Origin of the sequence: Alkalibaculum bacchi, from assembly GCF_937875145.1 — a bacterium.
Taxonomy (GTDB): Bacteria; Bacillota; Clostridia; order Eubacteriales; family Alkalibacteraceae; genus Alkalibaculum; species Alkalibaculum bacchi_A.
This window is the reverse complement of the sequence record NZ_CALNCS010000060.1, coordinates 1-16,871: the sequence shown is the minus strand read 5'-3', so window position 1 is coordinate 16,871 and position 16,871 is coordinate 1. Positions and strand designations below refer to the sequence as shown.

19 protein-coding genes are annotated in these 16,871 nt (G+C 32.7%); 4 read left to right on the top strand and 15 right to left on the bottom strand.

Annotated features, from left to right (window positions below):
- Positions 1–936 (bottom strand): NADH:flavin oxidoreductase (locus tag Q7P22_RS04005; RefSeq protein WP_303860944.1); only part of this gene is annotated, 936 nt, incomplete at its 3' end.
- Between the two features lie 288 nt (positions 937–1,224).
- Entirely contained in the window at positions 1,225–1,851 is a 627-nt protein-coding gene (locus tag Q7P22_RS04000) for a GyrI-like domain-containing protein (protein ID WP_303860941.1), read from the bottom strand.
- A gap of 285 nt (positions 1,852–2,136) precedes the next feature.
- Here Q7P22_RS04000 and Q7P22_RS03995 point away from each other — a divergent pair, with 285 nt between their 5' ends.
- A complete protein-coding gene (locus Q7P22_RS03995; protein ID WP_303860939.1) occupies positions 2,137–3,192 on the top strand; it encodes a DUF1786 domain-containing protein in 1,056 nt (351 codons plus the stop codon).
- Between the two features lie 317 nt (positions 3,193–3,509).
- On the opposite strand, the gene Q7P22_RS03990 is transcribed toward Q7P22_RS03995, so the two are convergent.
- On the bottom strand, positions 3,510–3,860 hold the full coding sequence (locus Q7P22_RS03990; protein ID WP_303860937.1) for a hypothetical protein: 351 nt from the start codon (positions 3,858–3,860) through the stop codon (positions 3,510–3,512).
- Between the two features lie 302 nt (positions 3,861–4,162).
- On the opposite strand from Q7P22_RS03990, the gene Q7P22_RS03985 reads away from it, so the two are divergent.
- From Q7P22_RS03985 to rsmH, 3 genes are all read left to right on the top strand, one after another.
- Positions 4,163–5,002, top strand: a complete 840-nt coding sequence (locus Q7P22_RS03985; RefSeq protein WP_303860934.1) for a pirin family protein — start codon at positions 4,163–4,165, stop codon at positions 5,000–5,002.
- 631 nt (positions 5,003–5,633) lie between these two features.
- Positions 5,634–6,158: a hypothetical protein gene (locus Q7P22_RS03980; protein WP_303860931.1), complete on the top strand. Its 525-nt coding sequence runs from the start codon at positions 5,634–5,636 to the stop codon at positions 6,156–6,158.
- Positions 6,159–6,243: 85 nt separating this feature from the next.
- On the top strand, positions 6,244–7,305 hold the full coding sequence (rsmH, locus tag Q7P22_RS03975) for a 16S rRNA (cytosine(1402)-N(4))-methyltransferase RsmH (RefSeq protein WP_303860929.1): 1,062 nt from the start codon (positions 6,244–6,246) through the stop codon (positions 7,303–7,305).
- 525 nt (positions 7,306–7,830) lie between these two features.
- Here rsmH and Q7P22_RS03970 read toward each other — a convergent pair.
- The 12 genes from Q7P22_RS03970 to Q7P22_RS03915 all read right to left on the bottom strand — a co-directional run bounded on the left by Q7P22_RS03970 (position 7,831) and on the right by Q7P22_RS03915 (position 16,761).
- A complete protein-coding gene (locus tag Q7P22_RS03970; protein ID WP_303860926.1) occupies positions 7,831–8,514 on the bottom strand; it encodes a response regulator transcription factor in 684 nt (227 codons plus the stop codon).
- Positions 8,492–9,823 carry a cell wall metabolism sensor histidine kinase WalK gene (locus Q7P22_RS03965; RefSeq protein ID WP_303860923.1) on the bottom strand — a complete coding sequence of 444 codons (1,332 nt, stop codon included), beginning with the start codon at positions 9,821–9,823 and terminating at the stop codon, positions 8,492–8,494. The genes Q7P22_RS03970 and Q7P22_RS03965 overlap by 23 nt, the downstream gene beginning before the upstream one ends.
- Before the next feature lie 11 nt (positions 9,824–9,834).
- Complete coding sequence (locus Q7P22_RS03960; protein ID WP_303860920.1) at positions 9,835–10,578, bottom strand: ABC transporter permease; 744 nt, start codon at positions 10,576–10,578, stop codon at positions 9,835–9,837.
- On the bottom strand, positions 10,565–11,290 hold the full coding sequence (locus Q7P22_RS03955) for an ABC transporter ATP-binding protein (RefSeq protein WP_303860916.1): 726 nt from the start codon (positions 11,288–11,290) through the stop codon (positions 10,565–10,567). The genes Q7P22_RS03960 and Q7P22_RS03955 overlap by 14 nt, the downstream gene beginning before the upstream one ends.
- 61 nt (positions 11,291–11,351) lie before the next feature.
- Positions 11,352–12,605 (bottom strand): hypothetical protein, encoded by a 1,254-nt coding sequence (locus Q7P22_RS03950; protein ID WP_303860913.1) that lies wholly within the window; start codon positions 12,603–12,605, stop codon positions 11,352–11,354.
- Between the two features lie 56 nt (positions 12,606–12,661).
- A complete protein-coding gene (locus Q7P22_RS03945) occupies positions 12,662–12,844 on the bottom strand; it encodes a hypothetical protein (protein ID WP_303860911.1) in 183 nt (60 codons plus the stop codon).
- Positions 12,834–14,342 carry a hypothetical protein gene (locus Q7P22_RS03940; protein WP_303860909.1) on the bottom strand — a complete coding sequence of 503 codons (1,509 nt, stop codon included), beginning with the start codon at positions 14,340–14,342 and terminating at the stop codon, positions 12,834–12,836. Before Q7P22_RS03940 ends, Q7P22_RS03945 begins: the two co-directional genes overlap by 11 nt.
- Before the next feature lie 357 nt (positions 14,343–14,699).
- Complete coding sequence (locus Q7P22_RS03935; protein ID WP_303860904.1) at positions 14,700–14,996, bottom strand: hypothetical protein; 297 nt, start codon at positions 14,994–14,996, stop codon at positions 14,700–14,702.
- A 204-nt stretch (positions 14,997–15,200) separates the two neighbouring features.
- Entirely contained in the window at positions 15,201–15,671 is a 471-nt protein-coding gene (locus tag Q7P22_RS03930) for a YbaK/EbsC family protein (RefSeq protein WP_303860903.1), read from the bottom strand.
- Positions 15,672–15,735: 64 nt separating this feature from the next.
- The gene (locus Q7P22_RS03925; protein ID WP_303860900.1) at positions 15,736–16,227 is read right to left on the bottom strand and encodes a GNAT family N-acetyltransferase; all 492 of its coding nucleotides are present in this window, start codon (positions 16,225–16,227) and stop codon (positions 15,736–15,738) included.
- A 125-nt stretch (positions 16,228–16,352) separates the two neighbouring features.
- The gene (locus Q7P22_RS03920; RefSeq protein ID WP_303860898.1) at positions 16,353–16,520 is read right to left on the bottom strand and encodes a hypothetical protein; all 168 of its coding nucleotides are present in this window, start codon (positions 16,518–16,520) and stop codon (positions 16,353–16,355) included.
- A 49-nt stretch (positions 16,521–16,569) separates the two neighbouring features.
- Positions 16,570–16,761 (bottom strand): DUF4177 domain-containing protein, encoded by a 192-nt coding sequence (locus Q7P22_RS03915; RefSeq protein WP_113919450.1) that lies wholly within the window; start codon positions 16,759–16,761, stop codon positions 16,570–16,572.
- Positions 16,762–16,871: the final 110 nt, after the last annotated feature.

Genomic DNA, 16,871 nt, shown 5'->3' with positions numbered 1-16,871 from the left:
TGCATCACCTTTAGCGATAATGTCTTCAGCAATTTGTGGCGTACGAATATTTCCAGAAGTCATTACAGGCTTATTAAATTTTTCTTTAAAAGCTCTAGCCATGTAACTTCTCCAACCTTCTGGTAGACTCATTTTATCATGTTGTAAATATAGATTGTCGTTTTGAGCTATAGATATGTTCAATACATCTACTTTTTCTTCTAAATATTTCATTAATTCAATAGAATCTTCAAGAGTATTTCCGCCTTCTAGCATATCATCTGCACTAATTCTTAAAGAGATTGCGAATCTTGGCCCTACGCTCTCTCTTACAGAATCAATAACCATAGATGCAAATCTTGCTCTATTTTCTAAACTTCCGCCAAATTCATCTATTCTCTTGTTGAATAGAGGACACAAGAACTGACTAAGAAGGTAGGAATGTCCGGCATGTATTTCTACACAATCAAAACCTGCCAATTGTGCTCTTGTAGCAGCTTCTCCGTATTTTTTAGCTATTTCGATGATTTCTTCTTTTGTTAGTGGCCTAGGAATTACTCCACCAGTTTTAGAAGGTGTAGTAGATGAAGACACTGGTTGTTGTCCATCCAATCTTAATCCATAAGCAGATGCCCCTGCATGATTTAATTGAATGCAAGCTTTAGCACCATAATCGTGGATTCTTTCAACTAATTCATATAAACCTGGGACAAATTGAAGATTATCAATTCTCAGCTGCTTTGTTCCGTTAGTGCCCATTGGGTAATCTATGCATGCATTTTCTACAATTATTAGAGCAGTTCCTCCTTTTGCTCTAAGTTCATAATATTTCATCATTTCTTCTGTTACTTCTCCATTAACGGAAGCAAAATTACTACCTATAGGTGGCATAACAATTCTATTTTTTAAATTCATTCCTCTAATTTCTAATGGTGAAAAAATATTAGTGTATTTCATATTTCCTCCTTATATAATTTAACTATAACAGTTTCCACTATGATTCAGTTCCAAGCATTTACTTGTTTGCTAATATAATGCTTGACTACAAACCTCACATCGTGTTCTTGCAGTTAAATTATATGAATTTGTTATATATCAAACAAATCAGAAATTTCGGTTGAATTAATAGAATTTATCTATATATATGAGAAAAGTACCTTAATCGCATGAAGTAGCTGTTTAACTATTGTTTGATGATTTTTTAGATATTGTTAGGTTTTCAGCTCATGAATAAAAATATTTTCTCTATACTTCTTTTTTAACCTTATACCTTAAAACGGTTTTCAATTTTGCAGATTCAACTTTTCTTGCATCAGAAAGATAAATTTCTCTGTGCCTTAGAGTTTTTATCTCAAAGTGATTGTCCTCTATAAATTGCTTCATCTTTTCAAAGGTTTGTGGTTCATCATCGTACGGACCTATATGAAGCATTTGAACAGATAAGCCATCTTCAATAGTATCAAATAAAACTTCATCCAGTAGTGGATTTGATTTCTTCTTTCTTGCAATTTCAAATGCTTTATCTACGATATCTTTTGTCACAAAATTCGGTTGCCTAATCATAATCGTATAGAGCAGTTCATCTTTATCTAGTGTATCTAATCTTCTACCCTCTTCCGTCAAATCCCATAACCCTTCTAATGGATATACCGTATATTCAAAATACCCTTCAGGAGTATACCCTTGCTTTGGCATCATCCGAATAGCATAGGATAATGAATAGAGAACTTCAATTTTTTCAGAGAAATCATCACTATTAGGATTTCCTTTTCCTTTAATCATAAAGAATTTTTGCTCTGGAACAGATACAAGTTCAGGTTTTTGCTTTGGTATATATAGTTCCTTTTCGTGTTTTCTCCATTCATGTTTCATTTGTTATGTCCCCCTAATTTATAATCACTTAATCTTTAGTGTTCACAACTACTTTCATAGGATAAAATCATATCATTTTATGTACAATTTTACATCCAAATTTCAGACTATTGTTATACTTTATTACTTAATTTTTTTCTTACTAATTGTTTCAATCTACAAAACAGATTTAACAAATATGATATTTGCAAGGTATTTGGATTATAAGAAGCCTAAAAAAGGATACTAAGTATATATTGTGCTATAATTTTACATAACACAAACTGAAGTAAGGGAGAATTCGTTATGACAGTATATAAAAATGTATCATCATCGTTTAAGCAAAAAGACATCCTAGTAATTGATGTTGGTTCTGGAACTCAAGATGTTTTAGTCTATCAAGCTGATAAAAATATAGAAAATTGCCCTAAATTAGTTATGCCTAGTAATACACAGCTTATAGCAAAGCAGATTCGCCAAGCAACACGACAAGGACAAAACATTTACCTTTACGGTCATGTAATGGGTGGTGGAGCATGTTTTTTTGCTGTAAAACAACATCTAGAGGCCGGTCATAAAGTTTATGCTACAGAGGAGGCTGCCTATACCTTTAATGATAAGTTAGAAAAGGTTCGTGAAATGGGAGTTGAAATCGTCGAAGTCACACCAGATAATGTATGCAAGATACGAATGGGAGATATTAATCTTGCAGCATTTGATAAGGCACTAGGAGCCTTTAACCAAGCTTTGCCTTCTCAGCTTGCTGTAGCAGTTCAAGACCACGGTTTTAGCACTGAGGAAAGCAACCGTATAGTGAGATTCCGTTTATTAGAAGAATTCATTGCCAAAGGTGGTATTCTAAAGGACTTGATCTTTACAGAACAAATACCAGAAGTTTATACTAGGATGAAGGCTGTTCGAGATGCAGTGCCTGGAGCAATACTTACAGATACTGGAACAGCTGCTCTATTAGGTATTATGGCAGATCCTACTGTGCAACCACATCTAGAAAAAGGAATCCTTGCTATTAATATCGGCAATTCCCATACATTAATCGCAGCTATTCGTGGTCAACGTATCTATGGATTATGTGAGCATCATACTGGTTTATTGAATACAGATTCTCTAGTCTCTCTAGTTAAAAAGATGCAAAATAATGAATTATCTAATGATGAAATTTTTAATGGCGGTGGACACGGTGCAGCCTTTCACCCAGATATGACTCCAGGCTGGGACTATATCGCTGTCACCGGACCACAGCGATCTATGGTCAAGCCGTTAGGATGGTACGAAGTTGCACCATATGGTGATATGATGCTAACAGGCTGCTTTGGCATCTTAGTTGGTCTGGGAATAATCTGATTTTGCATGGTTCCATTGCTAATGTGGCATATAAAAAGATATGTCACATTTTTGATTTTTAGTAAAACCTGTTACGAAGTTTTTTATATCTTCTTTATTATCAATCCATTCTTCAGAATATCCACATTTTCAACAAAGATATCTGCTTACTTTTACAGCACTTAAAACAGTCATTCCTACCATAATATTATTTCCAGCACCCTAAGCACCTCTTTCACCTGGTATTGTTAATACATCTCTCGAATTGCATTTTCAACATAACATTGTATTTTTCAGATCAAATCTCCTTTCTCTTACTAATCAATTTACAATAAATTTTATTTGTTAAATTTTATTGGGTTTGTTGACAATGCTCCTATAATGACCAGCAAGGAAATAAGCAAAACATCAACCCATATTGAAAATTGAAACAATAAACTTGTGATTCCATATAAAAACGATATCAACATTATTTTTAAAAATATATCTAAATGTGCTTTTGCAAATTCTTTTCTTTTTTCACTACCTGCTGATTTCGCTTCTTTATAATTAGGACCACCATTGATCCAATATACATATTCACCCTTATATATTAATAACATTAATATGTATAAACTAATAATCATAATAATTAATGAAGACAATACAGATATTTTTGTAGATACATCAGACATTCTTTTACCAATCATAATTGCTATAATGGGATACCCAATTAGCCAAACTATAAATGGTTTATAAGTTTTTTTATATTATTTATTATTCAACTTATTTCCCCCTATACTCCCATAATTTTCAATGTCACTTTTCTCTACAATGTTCTTAAATGATATATGTGTATATTATCATTATATCAATATTAAAAATGATTATAAAATTGTGGATAGTGCTAATCCTATACTATTGAGATTTGTTTCAATCCTAATTTAATAGGGTATTAATCTACATGAACCCTTAGATTATTTAATTCCATTCAATACTTGGAGGTATGAAGATGAAAAGAACAATTAAAGATAAAGTTACTGGTTTTCAAACTACAGATGGTGCAGGAGTACATCTTGTACGAGTTTTAGGAAATACGACCACTGAAACATATGATCCTATTTTGATGCTTGATTCTTTTGATAGTACAAATCCAGAAGAATATACAGCAGGATTTCCAATGCATCCACATAGAGGCATTGAGACTATTAGCCTTATTGTTAAAGGCAATATGGTGCATAAAGATAGTTTAGGAAACCAAGATCAGATTACAGATGGAGAAGTACAGTGGATGACAGCAGGCTCAGGAATATTACATGAGGAAACGCTCCCTGCTTCCGAAAAACTTCTTGGACTTCAGCTTTGGCTCAATATGCCCGCTAAGGACAAAATGTCATCACCTGAATATCACAGCATAAAAAAAGATGAGATTCAAGAAATACCTATTAAAGGTGGAACATTGCGACTTGTAAGCGGAAGCTATAAAAATCACAAGGGTTTTACAGGGAAATACTTGCCTCTTGATTACTATCACATTACCTTAGAAGCAAATCAAAAATTCACCATTGAAATGGAAGAAGATAAATCCGTTATGGTATTTTTGTTAATTGGTGATGCTAAAGTTGCAGAAGAAGTCATAACAGAAAAGACTGCAGTAAAGTTAACAGAAGGAAGTTCGCTAGATATTGAGTCCCTTGATAAAGATATTCAGATTATATACCTCAGCTCTAATAAATTAGAAGAACCGATTTATTGGGGAGGACCTATCGTAATGAATACTAAGCAAGAACTAGATCTAGCCTTTAGCGAATTAAGGTCCGGAGATTTCTTAAAAGAAAAAGTAGATTATTAAATATGAATTAAAACGACAAGAAGAAATCTTTATGTTGTTTCTACACCTCACATTTAGAGCTATCGCAGAAATTTAATGCGATAGCTTTTACATTATGATATTGATTATAAGGTGTTCGACTTTTCGTGTCCATACTTATATACTAGCACCAGTGATGCCATAGGTCATGTCAGCAACAAATTTTTTCTGAGGTCTCGAGAGACCTTTAGAGAATTTATTAGAAAATGTTAAAATTTCACGTTTTATTGTATAAGTATTTGTAGTAAAATAAGCCATAGGGAATCCTTTCTATTTTGTTTAGTAATTTTTTTTAGTGAGCTTAATTTTACTACAAAAGAGATAGGGATTCCTTATTTTTTAGCATTTTCTGAAAATTGTGTATAACAAATCTATAAAAAATATAGCCTGTGGATAAAAATACGGAAACTCAAGTACAATTTTGTGACATTATCTTACCAATGATATAATAGATTTAAATGTTAAACCATTTTTTTGAATTACTATCAATTACTATCTATGATAGAATAAATTTGTTATACTTAGCTAACTGAAAGTTATTTTACAAATTAATATAAGCGTGAAAGTACTTTTTGGGAGGGAAAATTATTGAAAATATTTTTTTACTTTTACAGTGAATAAATTACAAGAATCTCTAGGAAAGAAATCGCAAATTCAATATATGGGTCCAAGAGACCATATTACTTGGATAGGACATAAAAGATTTAACAACAAAAATCAAAATAAAAAAAGTACAATCATCTCAAAGTTTTTAAATTTGTCAGCTGCATATATAGAAATGTGGTATAGGGTTATTCGGCATTGGTCTAAAGATTATATTGTAATTTATGATAGATATGTGTGGGAAATTTATGATAATTCTGCAGGGTTTACAAAATTTATAGGAAAAATTTTTTTTAAATATCTATTTCAAAAACCTAAATATATATTTTATTTGCATTGCCCGATGCATGAGTCAATAGATAGGAAGGACGATATATTAGATATTGAGGAATTCAAGGCCATGAAAGAAAATTTTGACAAAGCTTACTTAAATTCAGGTTCAATTATAGCTATTAACACCTTTAAAAATGATTTGAATTTAACAGTAGAAAAAATAACAAACAGTTTGTCTAAAGACTTTTTTAAGTATTTATAATATCACTTTCGTATATTTAATTTTACACGATTTTATGGGGGCGGACAACTAAAATACAAAAGAGTAGGGAACTATGGAGGTATAAATGAATTCATCACCAGATAATCAAAAGAAAAAACACAAGAGGCGTGTTCGATACTCAGGTACTCACCCCAAATCCTTTCACGAAAAATATAAAGAACTACAACCAGAAAAATATGCTGATGATGTAAATAAGATTATTCAAAAAGGCAATACACCTGCAGGTACGCATCGTTCCATTTGTGTAAATGAAATACTAGAATTTTTACAAATTACACCAGGACAAGTTGGATTAGATGCAACTCTAGGTTATGGTGGGCATACACTAGAAATGCTTAAATGCTTAGATTCAAAAGGACATTTATACGCATTAGATGTAGACTCTATTGAACTACCACGTACTCAAGATCGCTTAGAACGCTTGGGTTTTGGTCCCGATATAATAACCTTTAAGCAAACGAACTTTTCTAATATTGATCAGGTTGCTCTTGAGTCGGGGCCACTGAATTTTGTATTGGCTGATTTAGGTGTCTCCTCAATGCAAATAGACAATCCAGAAAGGGGCTTTTCTTATAAAAGTGATGGTCCTTTAGACTTAAGATTAAACCCAAACAAAGGGATGTCTGCATCGAATCGTTTAAAAACAATGAAGCAAAATGAATTAGAAGGTATGTTAATAGAAAATGCAGATGAACCTCATGCTAGCGTAATCTCACATGCTATCATCGATACAATAAAAAAAGGGATAGACATTACAACCACTACTCAGCTCCAACAAATTATTGAGAAGGCTTTACACTTCCTTCCCGAAAAAACCAAGAAAGAGGATATCAAAAAATCCTGTCAACGATGCTTTCAAGCATTACGAATTGATGTTAATAGTGAATATGAAGTCTTATATGAATTTTTGGAAAAGCTTCCTACCACTCTTGCCAAGGGTGGACGCGTTGCTATACTTTCCTTTCATTCTGGAGAAGATCGACTCGTCAAAAAATCTTTTCAGAAATTTTATCGAGAAGGAGTCTATAGTGATATAGCCTCAAAACCTATTCGGCCAACAGCAGAAGAATGCTATTCTAATAGTCGTGCACGATCAACAAAATTAAGGTGGGCTATCAAATCATAATATTGCTCGCCATTCATCTGACTTTTCAGTCTCCAAGCTATGGGGACTGAAAAGTATATTAACTTTTTCACTTGAGTATTTTTCCCATAACAATCTCATGACAATATGTTCTATCTATTGCATTATTTACATTAATTTTGCCATCTTTATAACTTCACATTATCTAAAATATTACGAAACATTCTTTCTATTATTCTTATAAGTTGTTACTATATTGATTGTAGAAAAAGTTACTAATACAAAAATCCATATATAACCATTACCAAAACCTAAGGTTGCAATTGATAATAGAAATAAAGTACATCCCCATCTAATATTAATTAATCCACTTATTTTTGATCAATTATAAAGTTTATCACCTTGAATTGATGCTTTTATACTATAAGGAATCATTTTTCCATTAATCTGAAAAAAACCTTTAATAATTAATGCTATTCCTATTAAAAGAAACAAAATTGTCAACAAAATCCCCTCCATTTAATTCTGTTATTGCGTAATTTCCTACAATTACGAAATTTTTCTTTATTAGATTTTAAATCGATAACCTGCTCCCCATACCGTTTGAATATATTGTCTGATTTGAGGATTTTGTTGGATTTTTTCTCTTATTCTCGCTATATGTACCGTTATTGTAGTGGCATCGGATAGTGCATCATAACCCCAAACTTTCTCAAATAGCTCTTCTTTGCTATAAACTCTATTGGGATTTTCCATAAAAAACAAAAGAAGTTCAAATTCCTTTTGAGTTAAAAGTACTTCATGCCCATCAATAAAAACCCGATGATCTTCCTTATCTATGGATAAAGCACCTACCTTTATTTGTTTCTTTTGAGAGCTGTGTCTAAACTTTTCATAGGTTTTCAGATGGCTGTTTACCCTTGCTACTAATTCACCCATACCAAAGGGTTTCGTTATATAATCGTCAGCTCCTAAGTTTAATCCTTTAATCTTATATACTTCCTCTGATTTCGCTGACACAATAAGTATAGGTATTTCTTTTGAATCTGCTACTTCTTTTAATATTTCAAAGCCATCTTTTCCAGGAAGCATTAAATCTAAAATAATTAAATCAAAATGGTCGTTTTTATTATAATGAAGGCCTGTTTCCCCATCAAAAGCACAGACAACCTCATAACCGCTCATTTCCAAGTAATCTTTTTGTAGCTCTGATATGCTTTGATCATCTTCAATAATTAATATCCTTTTCATACTTTTTCACCTTTTTTAACGAAATCATAATTGAGGTACCTTTATCCAATTCAGAAATTGCCCAAATTTGTCCACCTAATTCTTCAACTATTTGCTTTGCAATGGCTAGTCCTAATCCACTTGACCCTTTAACCTCTCTGGCCGCATCTGCTCTGTAAAACCGTTCAAAAACATGAGGCAAATCCTCCTTATTAATCCCTTTTCCATTGTCCTTAAACTCCATTATAACCGAGGAGTTCGTTTCTCTTAATACTATTTTGAGTTGACCTAAGTGTTTTTCGATATTTCTTTTGGCATTGTCCATAATATTTTGAACGACCCGATTGAATTTGTCGACATCGATCGTGATAAAGACTTCATCCCGAAGTTCATTTTCAAAGACAATCCTTTTATCTTCACCCTTAAATTCTGACAAACTATCTTCAATACAACTTTCTACGTATTTTCGAACATTGATTTTTTCTTTTTCGAAAGGCATTTGATTTAAATCAAGTTTAGAATAGAGCAGTAAATCTTCAATCATCGTATTGATTATCTTTGTCTTGTCAACGGCTTTTGATAAATAATATTGTTTCTTCTCATCGGTATCTGCAACCCCATCTAATACTCCATCTATATAGCCTCTTATTGATGTTACAGGAGTTTTAAGGTCATGAGATATGCTTGAAATTAAAAACTTTCGATTATCGTCAACTTTTTCCTCATAATATATAGAGTTTTTTAACTGGAGGCGTAGCTGTTCCACTACTCTTTCTAAATCTCTAATCTCTCCATATCCTTTATCTGTAATGGCTGTTTCAAGGTCCCCATGTCTTAATTTTTCCGTTTCCTCTGTCAAATTTGTAATGGGATTTATGATGTTTTTCATGTTTTGTTTTTGTACTATTATGCTTGCCACAGCAAACACTATTAAGAACGTTGTAAAAACAAGTGCCATAAGATTTCTATAATAACCCCATACATTTATAATCGGATTAAGGATTATAATATTGTGATTATCACCACTTACTGTTGTAAAATCCTCTGTACTTATCCTGTATTTAGTATTCTGATGAATATAATAGTTGTTCCCAATGCTTACATTCATCAGGATCTCTTTTACTTGTGCGCTACTAAAATCTTCATTTTTATATATCATATCATCGTTTTCAATAACCAAAATAGACGCCTCTCCTATGCCACTGGTAATAGGAGATTTGTTAAATAGATTACAAAAATATAAATAGGCAAAACCAACACAACTCGTAATAAGAATTGTGCCTATAAAAATCAATATACTTTGTGTTAGAAATCTCTGTTTTAGGTTCATATCATCTTATCCTAGATGTCTCTTTTTTCAAAGGAGTAATAACTTGCTGTAAATAACATTATACCGTAACCCAGCAAAATTAGAAATACTCTAAGTACTTTACTAAGATTGATATAACTTCCTAAAATCAATGTATACCAATCGAAAGCAGACGTAAAAAAGAAACTTTTAAAGCCTGGAAAGATCATGCCTAATCCATTGAATGCTAAAAACACAAGCATAGAAAGCATAAAAGCACTTGTTGTTCCCTTAGAAATATTTGAAAGGAAAACAACTGCCAATGCAAAGATGAATTGTGGCAAAAACGCTATAGCATATGCTAGTATTATTTTTAAGAGATTAGGCATGCTGCTATTTATGAATATGGAAACTACAACAGATAAAATCATTACAATAATAAGATTTGCCGTGATAAAGGTAGCAATAGCTAAAATTTTTCCTAAAAATACTTTAATCCTTGGCGATAGCCCTGTCAGGGTTAATTTAATGGTACCATCCGTAAATTCTCCTGCAAATATATCGATACAAATAAAAGCAGTAAAAAGTGGAAATAGCGTATAGCTTAAGACCGTTAAAACCATAATAGAGAAGTCTGAATTTCCTGTGATGCGTATCCCGGCAAAGTTATTTAAAAAATAGACTATAATAGCTGCTATAATAATTGAAAACAATAAAAAGAGTAATGCTGCTGTAATCTTCTTCTTTTTAGATATTTTAAACATCTCATTTATGTATACTGCTTTAAGAGTCTCCATTCAAATCCACCTCACTTAAATAATAGTTCTCCAAGGTAGAGTAGTTTTTTAAAATATTTTGTGTGCTATCTACACCTGAAAATTTACCATTGTACAAAATACCTACTTTATTACAAGTAAGCTCTATATCGTGTATTAAATGACTGGATATAAAAAGAGTTGTCTTATGCTCTTGTGATAGATTAAGGACTAATTTTCTAAATTCTACCATTGCTTCTACATCTAAACCATTTAAGGGCTCATCTAGTATTAAGATTTCGGGATTTGATAAAATAGACATGGCAATGCCAAGCCTTTGTTTCATCCCTAATGAATAGTTTTTTATCTTTTCATCTTTATATTTTAGAAGTCCTGTAATATCCAAACATTCATCAATTCTCATATCATCAACACCTTCATAAAACCTTCCGCATAATTTCATGTTTTCGTATGCAGTCAGGTAGGTAAAGGGTATTACACTTTCTATAATACAACCGACTTTCTTCATTGCATTTTCATAGTCCTGGGAAATACTGTAACCATTTAGGCGCACATCACCTTTATCTGCTTTCATAAGACCTACCATAACTTTCATGGTGGTGCTCTTTCCTGATCCGTTAGGACCTAAAAATCCAAATATGTCTCCCCGATCAATTTCTAAATTAATATCTTGTATGCCACGATCGTTCTTATACGTCTTTGAAAGATTTTCAATTACAATTGCCTTATCCAATATTGTACCTCCTTTAGAATAGTTTGAGGCGCAAAGTTCAAGCCCTTTGCGCCTTATATTGCTATTCAAATACTCTTACAAATTCATTATTAAAGTTTTCCTCATCATTTGTATGTGAGTATCCACCATTTTCTTCATCGATTTTTACATCAAATGCTGCATACAGGTCTTGTAAATTTGTACTATCTATAGTTCCCTTTTTCTTTTTCCCATTGTTGTCTGTATAGTTTATTATTGTGTAAAATTCTGACTCATCTTGATTGGAGCTAAACTCAAAGCTTCTTATAACATCTGGTTCATATCCTTTATTATAAACCTCGTAATATTTACCCTTTACATTTCCCTCTTTAACAGAGGTGATTTCAATAATTCTTTCTCCAACTTTTACGAAGGAATTCTTCTTTACTTCTACGATATTATTGCTATATTTTCCAATGTATTTCTCATCAAATGGACAACCTTGCTTGCTATAAGTAACCTTTTGTCCATCTAAGTTTGGAGCAACGACAACGGTCTTATTTATGTCTTTTATGTCCAGTGAAAGCTCTAAAGTATAAATGTGTTCAGCACCCTTATCATCTTCTGCAGACATATTTACACTGAAGATTCCACCTTCTATAATTCCATCTTTGTTTTCAATGGCTTTTCCTGATGCATCTTTAAGGGTTACATTGGATTTAGGAGATGGAATATTAAGTTTCTTTATCGTATAGTCATCCAGTGTTGAATATTTGAATGCAAAGGATGAAAGCGCATTGACGAGAGGAGGGATTTCTGAGTCTCCTATATTTCCAATATACATTTTCTTCTTACCTGATTGCTCAACTTGAATGACATTTTCTAAACTTCCTATAAATGCATCTACAATCCTTTCTACATCCTTGACTTCCTCTTCTTCAAAAGGATTTTGTGCTACATTTGTGTTTTTCCTTGATTTTTGTTTTTCTTCCACATTATAGGATCCATCTTCAAAATTCTTATTTATATATTGTTTTTTATCGCTATAGGAGTAATATTCTACGTGATTGCCTTTTTCAAGTTGTATGGTCCTTGTTTCTTCAGCTTGATTTTTTATATCAACTTTTGTATTAGTAGTCTCTTCTGAATAAATCTTACCGTCAACTTTGAAAGTTGTAGTAATATCAACACTAAAGTTATCCGTATCATCTACCAATCTAGCTGTTGTTGTTTTTAAGGACTTCTTTAGATTCTGATACCCTGATCCAAGGGCCGCATCGGCAAATCCTGAAGTTACTAAAATCATTGCACCAAAGATAAAGATGCCAAACATCGTTGATTTTTTATTAAATCTCATTTTTCTGCCTCCTAATATAGAATGAATCACCACAAAATCACATATGTTTATGTTATTCAATTATATATTACAATAGGAGTCTTGAATAACTCTAAATGAATTATTAAAAATTTATTAAATGACGAATGCATCACCATAGTTAAGGCACAATGTGTACTTTGCTGCATCTTTACGCCTATATCCCCTTCAATCTGTTTTAGGCTTCTATTTGATTCGTCTTCTTGTTCTCTATTTATCATCGGCTTCTCCTACATATTCCCATGTGTTGCCACGATCTAGCGATTGATATAAAGCTTTAATGCCACCTTTATAATCTCCATCTTGCCCTTGTCCGACCAAAACTTCAAGCTTTTCATCTTGTAAATAAGGCATACCTGGAAAATCAAAAGCCTCGTAAGTCTCGTTTTCATTTAAAGGCACTTTAACTGGAGGAAAGCTTATCTTTTTATAAGAAACTCCTCCATCCTCTGTACAGTATAGCTCCCCATAAGAACCGCCGCTATGAGACATGGCAATAAATCCAAGCTTTTCATCTAGAAAAGTAATTCCTGCCGAGGCCCCTGCATCCCCTGAGAAGGGATCTTTATTTAAAGTCTGCCAAGTAAGCCCAGCATCTTGTGTTTGGTCTAAAATGTAGAACCGGCTCCCTAAGGCAGCATCCGCTACAGTCAATCGATATCCTCGTGTTTCATCTAGAAAAAAAGCTTCTTCACCATCAAAATCTCGGTAACCTATAACATTATTTTTCTTAATCATCTCTGGCTCTATCATTACAGTCTCCCAATCGGGAATATACCGGACAGGAATAATCATGTCCTCTTTTTCTGGTACATAGACAGATATTGTATACCCTACGATTTCATTCATAGCATACTCTTTCTTTTTCACATTTCCTTCCTTGTCGATGGTCACAATTCCCGCGGTATTGTACCCCCAGTTGCGTATACCAGCATATAAAATACCAAACTCCTCTTGCTCCCATTGTAAGATAGTATCCTTCAAGGGAATTACCTTCATAGCATCTAACAAAGGTTGAAATTTATGTATATCATCATAATCTGCATTGACGTTTCCTCGTAGATAAACTGTTATTTTTTTAGACTTTTTGTCATCATAAGTAATCAGGAAACTCTCGGTCTCTCCTTCTTCATTTCGGCCATACAAGAAAGTGTCAAAAGAAAGTATGGTTCCGTCTTTATTAAATTTCAATATAAAATCTGACGAAACATACAAATCCTTAGGAAGATCTAATCTTGTTTCTATGGCATCAAATATGCCCTGCAGTCCATGCTCATAGATATTGCTTTCGATATACTCGACTTGTCGTTTGTTTTTTAGATCCTGCAGTAACCAAGATAGCTTCCCATTGTAGTTAACAGCACTATTATAGACTCCAAGTGCAGTAAGAACAGTAATTCCTACTAAAATAAAGCATGAAATCGAGTACCATAGCTTACTTCTCCTTATATCTTTTTCTGCATCATATTGTTTCTCTTTTGAAACCTCCAGCACCATATTTTGAGATTTCTTTTCGTGTTTATGCTTGGAATAAACACACCACAAAAACCACAATGATAACAACCCCATGCAAATAATGATTATTGGCATTCTTCTCTTCACTCCACCATACTGGCATAAAGAGTATAGATAAAAACAAGCAACACCATATATTGTAAGTGCCACTGGGTTGAGTACTCGGGACCAAAATAAATATCGAGAATCTTTTTTATTCTTCAAATGATCTCTCCTTAAATTTTATCTTATGAACAGAATCCTCCCATAATTCAAAACTTTTCTTTTCTGACACTTCCGTTACCTCTCCTTGTAAATTTAAATTAGTTCATTCGCAATCCAAAAAAAATATTCACTTAATCTACTCAATAAGTTTGTATTTACTTTTTTAAAAATGTAGGTTTTAGCAATAATCTAGATGCTATCATAAAAATACCTCAACTTATAAAGAATGGTAGAAGTCCAGATGAATTTTCAGGTAATTTTGTAAATACTGGCTCCATTAACAATATCGATCCAAAAACGATTAAAACTAATCCTATATAAGATAATACTCCGTATTTTTTTATATACTTTCCATGTTTATAATTTTTCACAAGAAAATAAAGACCATAAGTGAAGAACACAACTCCAATAAACATCATACTCCACAAACGCAACGATTATTATGTCCTGTTTACTCTCTATATAGTTCTTCAAAAACTCCGCTTCTTTAGCGTCTGTTAGCTCTATTTCCTCAGGGTATCTAACCATATAGTGTGTTTCTGTCGAGGTCATTTTCATATACTCTAGCATAGTAGCAGCATCTTGTTCATCTGGACTTCGAAGAAAGCATTTTGTTCCATCCTTCAAAATGATATTTTTACCTACGTATCTCATGTATATGCCGCCTTAAGAAATTTCTACTTAATATTCACTTTGGCGGCAATTTCTTATTGCCCAATGTTATAGCAGTGATAATCCTAACCCTATTTACTTCTTATATTTTTCAAAAGTTTTATCTGGATTAATATGAACACCTTTTAAGAAACGAAGGGACAATTATTGTAATGTTGAAATGGAAAGTGATTTTCTTCAGAAAATTTATGATACTTTTTTACAGACATCAACCCAACCCTTATAACTCGAATGAGTTTCTAACTCTTCTATTGATAATTCTACAACACTGTTTTCATTACCTGCACCGGGATATATTATATCATTTTCCTTAAGAGAAATATCCAAATAAATTGAAACATTAGGATTCACTGCAAATGGACAAACACCGCCTATGTCGTGTCCTATATATTCCTCTACCAATTCACTTGAAACCATTTTTGATTTTTGGTGAAATGTAGTTTTGTATTTTTTATTATCTATCTTAACATTACCTGCTGCAACAACCAGTATAGGTGCATCGCCTACCATAAAAGACAGGGTTTTTGCAATCTGCTTTATTTCACATCCAACTGCTTCTGCTGCCATTTCAACAGTAGCACTGGATTGTTCTAATACTTTCACACGCTCACATAATCCAGCATCTTCAAAGTATTTCTTTACATTTTTATATGACATTGTTCTTCCTCCATCTTATGTACTGAAATTGGTGTTTTATTCTCCTCTAATCCGTATTTACAAACTATAACACCCTGTAATGAGGAATAATATCCTCATATGTGCCATCTTTCATCAAAAATCCCTGAGGAATGATTCCTAATTGAACAAACTTAAGTTTTTCATACAGGCGAAGGGCGCTTTCATTTGTCTTAACTACTGCGTTAAACTGCAAAATCTTGAAACCTAATTCTTTTGCTTGATTCATACAATGGATAACAAGTTTTTCGCCAATGCTATGACCTCGCACGCTCTTTTTTACAGCATAACTTGCATTACAAATATGTCCGCATCGCCCAACATTATTGGGGTGGAGTATATACAGACCAATAATTTCTCTACTGTCCCCATCATAAGCTATGCCAGTAAAGGATTGTTGCGAAAAGAATTCATCACCGCTACTCTCTGTTAAAGAATCCATTTGGGGAAAGGCAATACCATCTTGAACAATCTCATTCCAGATAGCGATTGACTCTGAAATGTCATTTTTATCGTATGCTCTTATTTTTATATTCATATTTGTGCCTCAATTCCTAATTAACTTTTTTCGCCATTTTTTCTACTATTAATAAGTAAATCATCTCGTATATTAGTCATAATATCAATATTGAAAATTGTTCACATACAAATCTACTTTAAACATTACCTCTGTGCTTCATCTTTATCTATAGTTTTCTTTTTTATAGAAGACCCAATACAAATATATGCACATCCTAATACTATAAATTCTGTTTTTTCGCCCACTATTCCTGCTATTATAAAACAAATAGCCCCAAAGAACCAAAGTTTGCGAGCAATATTTTTTTTCATATAAATTCCTCCATCTAAAAAAACGAATCAACTCAATCTTGTATGATGTTTATAACGTACTCTTACTTTTTTCTTTTTTAAATATAAATACCATCATAGAACCAAATGCACCCACACACTGGAAATTGACAAGCTCCCAACCATCTTTTCCATGCTGTTCAAGCACTCTATTACTTTTTTTCTTTAAGCTTTTCTCAGTATCAAAAAGGCTATTAAAAGTTACTGTTGTGTATTCCCACATAATTAACTCTTTTTAGTTAAATTAGATTTAATCGCACAACAAATTATTGATACGAAATATATAGATATTGTTCATCATGGGAGGTTAAAGACCTCCCCTACAACCCGCAT